This is a genomic window from Acinetobacter courvalinii (assembly GCF_014635545.1).
Taxonomy (GTDB): Bacteria; Pseudomonadota; Gammaproteobacteria; order Pseudomonadales; family Moraxellaceae; genus Acinetobacter; species Acinetobacter courvalinii.
In genome coordinates this window covers 1-685 of record NZ_BMDA01000017.1, presented here as the reverse complement: position 1 = coordinate 685, position 685 = coordinate 1, and the positions used below count along the sequence as shown (strand labels likewise).

At 53.0% G+C, this 685-nt stretch carries 1 protein-coding gene; it reads right to left on the bottom strand.

Annotated elements, in window-relative coordinates; translation table 11 throughout:
• The coding region (locus IEV39_RS18355; protein WP_188382624.1) for an Ig-like domain-containing protein at positions 1–685 on the bottom strand (685 nt) is incomplete at both ends.

Genomic DNA, 685 nt, shown 5'->3' with positions numbered 1-685 from the left:
AAGGGTTGCACCCGCTGGATTTGGTGGAGTGATGTCTACAGTCTCTGTACCTGGTACAGACGGGTTACCTGCAGGGTCAGTTGCAATCGCAGTGATGGTATCACCATCCACCAGACCGCCTGGGTTCGGTACAGTCCATTCGCCTGTTACTGGATCAGTCACTACATCAACTGTGCTGCCATCTGGGAAGGTCACAGTCACGGATGAACCTGGTTCTGCTGTACCAGTGATTGGATCGGTACCATTGACTGGATCAATCTCTGGGGCATTCGGTGCAGTCACATCCACGTTATAGACTTGGGTATCCGTCACGCTGCTGCTGTTACCGGCTGCATCGGTGAAGGTCGCTGTGGCATCGATGGTCTTGTCGCCATCGGCCAACAGGTCGCTACCTGCTACATCGGCTGTCCAGTTACCTGTCGCTGCATCTACAGTTGCAGTGTAAGTCACGCCATTGATAAGCAGTGTCACTACTGTCGTTGCTGCATCTGCAGGGATACCGGTTAAGGTACCTGTAATCGTGACATTGCCTGCACCCTCAGTTGCATTCACAACGTTATCTGCTGTCACCGCATCAATCGCAAGGGTTGCACCCGCTGGATTTGGTGGAGTGATGTCTACAGTCTCTGTACCTGGTACAGACGGGTTACCTGCAGGGTCAGTTGCAATCGCAGTGATGGTATCA